Raw genomic sequence first — 3610 nt, 5'->3', positions numbered from 1 at the left:
CGATCTCCACGACCTGCTCGGGGCGTACGGTGACCACCCAGCCGTCGTCGGAGACCTCCAGCTCGCGGAAGCGCTGGGTCTGCCAGGCGAGCATCTGGTCGGTCATCCCCTTGAAGGTCTTGCCGACGGGAATGAGGCTGCCATCAGCGCCTCGCGCGCCGAGGTGGATGTTGGACAGGGTGCCCGTACGGCGCCCGCTGCCGTGCTCGACCGCGAGGACGACGAGGTCGACGGTGTGCACGGGCTTCACCTTCACCCAGGCCGCGCCGCGCCGACCGGCCGCGTACGGGGCGGACAGGTCCTTGACCACGACGCCCTCGTGGCCGGCGGCCAGCACGGACCGCGCGAACTCCTCGGCGACGACCGGGTCGTCCGTCACGGTGCGCCTGACCCGGAACTGCTCGGGAACCAGCGCAGCCAACGCCTCGAAGCGCCGCTGGGCGGGCTCGTCCAGCAGGTCGGCGCCGTCGAGGTGGAGCAGGTCGAAGAAGTACGGCGTCACCGCGCCCCCGGTCCGGCTCGCCGCCCGTGAGGCCGTCTCCTGGAAGGGGCGGGGGACGCCGTCGTCGGTCAGCCACAGCGCCTCGCCGTCCAGGACGAACCGGTCACCCGGCAGCGCCCGCACGATCTCCACGACCTCCGGAAGACGCGCGGTGATGTCGTCCAGGCTGCGGGTCACCGCGACCACCTCGTCGCCGTCGCGGTGCACCTGCAACCGGATCCCGTCCAGCTTGGCCTCGACCGCGACGGACCCGTCGAACGCGGCCACCGCACTCGCGACGTCGGGCGCGGAGCTGGCGAGCATGGGCGAGACCGGTCGGCCCACCTCCAGCCCGATCGCCGCCAGCGCGTCCACGCCGCCCTCGAAGGCAGCGACCGCCGCTGCCGTCGGGTCGCCGGTCAGCATGGCGGCACGCCGTACGGCCGCGAGCGGGACCTCGGCGCACGCGGCCACCGCGTCCACCACCAAGGACTCCAGAGCGCCCTGACGGACGTTGCCGGTGACCACGGCGCGCAACCACTGCTGCTCGGCCTCCGTCGCGGCGGCGAACAGCGCCTCCACCTCGGCCCGACGGCGCGCCTGCGAGCCGGGCCCCGCCAGTGAGGCGATGACCTCGAACCGGTCGTGCACCTCCGACGGCGTGAGCGACGGCTCGGCCGCAGGCTCAGGCAGGTCGCCCAGTCCGCGCCACCCCACGCCGGTGCGTCGTTGGCGCAGCGACCCGGCCAGGTAGGCCACGACCGTGACCAGCTCGTCGGGCCCACTGCGGCGCAACGCGTCCGCCAGGGCGGACACCTTCGCCTTGCGGGAGCGGGTGGCGGCCACCTGCTGGCTGGTCGCGACGATCTCGGAGAGCAGCACGGTCCGGTCCTCCCGCTCCGCGTCGGTCACTGACCGATGCGGGAGCGGACCTCGTACAGCTCGGGGAAGAAGGTCAGGTCCAGCGCGCGGCGCAGGAAGTCGACGCCCGACGATCCTCCGGTGCCGGTCCTGTGGCCGATCGTGCGCTGCACGACCTGGAGGTGGCGGAAGCGCCACTGCTGGAAGTTGTCCTCGACGTCGACGAGCTCCTCGCACGTCTCGTACACGCCCCAGTGCTCCACCGGTGAGGCGTAGACCTCGGCGAACACGTCGACGAGGGCCGGGTCGCTGCCGTGCGCGACGGTACGGTCCCGCTCCAGCACCGACGCGGGGACGGGAAGGCCCCGGCGGGCGAGAAGGGCCAGGAACTCGTCGTACAGGGACGGCTCGTGCAGCAGGGCCTCGAGCGCGTCGCGCGCCGCGGGGTCGTGGCCGTGCACCTCGACCATGGCGCGGTCCTTGTTGCCCAGGAGGAACTCGACCTCGCGGTACTGGGCGGACTGGAAGCCTGAGCTGGTGGCCAGGAACGGGCGGATCTGGGCGTACTCGCTGGGGGTCATCGTGGCCAGCACCGCCCACTGGTCGGTGAGGCTGTGCTGGACGTGCTTGACCCTGGCCAGGCGTTTCAGAGCCTGGGGCAGGTCGTCCGACCGGAGCATCTCGCGCGCGGAACGCAGCTCGTGGATCAGCAGCTTCAGCCACAGCTCGGAGGTCTGGTGCTGCACGATGAAGAGCAGCTCGTCGTGCTGGGGAGGGTCGGACAGCGGCTGCTGGGCCGCCAGCAGCAGGTCGAGCCTGAGGTAGTCGGCGTACGACATCTGGCGCGTGAAGTCCCGCTCGATGCTGATCTCGAGGTCGCGACGGTTCGTGCTCTCACCCATGCGCACACCGTAGTCCCGTCCCCGGCCCGCACGTGCCTGTCGGGGGAGTGCTCTAGCGTGGGCGGCGTGCAGGAGCGGGAACGTACGTGGCGGCCGGACTGGCCCTGCCCGGCGCTGTCGATCCTCGCCCAGCAGCGCCACGGTGGTGCCGATCCCACCTGCGCCAGCGAGGCGGGTGCCGCGTGGCGCGCCTTCCGTACGCCGCAGGGGCCGGCCACGCTGCGCGTCGAGCCCCGGCCGGCGGACGGCACCGTCGAGGCCAGGGCCTGGGGGAGTGGCGCGGAGTGGATCCTGGACCAGCTGCCCGCCCTGCTGGGCGCCGACGACGACGTCACGGACTTCGATCCCGGACACCCGTTGCTGGTCGAGGCGTGGCGGCGCCACCACGCCCACCGGTTCGGGAGGTCCGGGCTGGTGCTGGACTCCCTCGTGCCGGCCGTGATCGAGCAGAAGGTGACCGGTCAGGAGGCGTTCGCGGGGCACCGGGCCCTGGTGCGCCGTTTCGGCGAACCGGCACCCGTTCCCGACGGTGGGCCCCGGCTCTGGGTGGCCCCGACGCCCGACGCTCTGGCCCGGGTGGCCAGCTGGGACTGGCTGGCGCTGCACATCGACCCCGCCCGCTCGCGCACCATCGTCAACCTGGCCCGGTCCGCGGCCTCGTTGGAACGCCTGCCCGGCTCCACCCTCGACGCTGACCGGGCCCTGCGCAGCCTGCCCGGCGTGGGCGTGTGGACCAGCGCCGAGGTGCGCCAACGCTCCTTCGGTGACGCCGACGCGGTGAGCTACGGCGACTACCACATCGCCAAGGACGTGGGGTGGGCGATGACGGGCGAGGCGTTCGACGACACCCAGCTGGCCGAGTTCCTCGAGCCGTGGCGGGGGCACCGGGGACGGGTGGTGGCGCTGATCCGGTCGACGGGACTCTCGCGCCCGCGCCGAGGCCCGCGGATGGCGCCGCGCACGCACCTGCCGGGGCGTACCCCGGGAAGCCGCTGACCCTCCGGGCGCGGGTCAGAGCAGGCGGCGCAGCGGGCCGAGGACGAGCTCGACGAACTTGCGGTGCAGGTCGCGGGCCTCCCACTCGCTGACGGTGAGCTCGAGGGCGTTCGACTCGTCGGTCAGGAAGATCTGCTCCATCTGGGCAGCGAAGTCCTCGTCGATCACCTCGACGTTGATCTCGTAGTTGCCGGTGAGGCTCAGCGCGTCCAGGTTCGCGGTGCCGACCGTCGACCACGAGCCGTCGATGGTCGCCGTCTTGGCGTGCACCATCGAGTCCTTGTAGCGCAGGATCTGCACGCCCGACGCCAGGAGCTCGGAGTAGAAGCCGCGGGAGATCCAGTCGGCGACGATGTGGTTGGACTTGTGC

General features: G+C 72.5%; 4 protein-coding genes. 1 reads left to right on the top strand and 3 read right to left on the bottom strand.

Going from position 1 to position 3610, the window contains the following annotated elements; genetic code table 11:
- Both ACI379_RS03365 and ACI379_RS03360 read right to left on the bottom strand, forming a co-directional pair.
- A partial coding sequence (locus ACI379_RS03365; RefSeq protein ID WP_439790650.1) for an ATP-dependent DNA ligase occupies nucleotides 1-1393 on the bottom strand: 1393 nt, incomplete at its 3' end.
- The gene (locus tag ACI379_RS03360; RefSeq protein ID WP_439790649.1) at nucleotides 1390-2244 is read right to left on the bottom strand and encodes a tryptophan 2,3-dioxygenase; all 855 of its coding nucleotides are present in this window, start codon (nucleotides 2242-2244) and stop codon (nucleotides 1390-1392) included. The genes ACI379_RS03360 and ACI379_RS03365, both read right to left, overlap by 4 nt.
- A 66-nt stretch (nucleotides 2245-2310) precedes the next feature.
- Between ACI379_RS03360 and ACI379_RS03355 the strand changes: the two genes are divergently transcribed.
- A complete protein-coding gene (locus ACI379_RS03355; RefSeq protein ID WP_439790648.1) occupies nucleotides 2311-3240 on the top strand; it encodes a DNA-3-methyladenine glycosylase family protein in 930 nt (309 codons plus the stop codon).
- 15 nt (nucleotides 3241-3255) lie between these two features.
- Here the strand turns inward: ACI379_RS03355 and ACI379_RS03350 are convergent.
- The coding region (locus ACI379_RS03350; protein ID WP_439790647.1) for a phospholipase D-like domain-containing protein at nucleotides 3256-3610 on the bottom strand (355 nt) is incomplete at its 5' end.

This window comes from Nocardioides sp. (assembly GCF_051876515.1).
Classification (GTDB): Bacteria; Actinomycetota; Actinomycetes; order Propionibacteriales; family Nocardioidaceae; genus Nocardioides.
The sequence above is the reverse complement of the archived record's forward strand: the minus strand, read 5'-3'. Positions and strand labels throughout refer to the sequence as shown.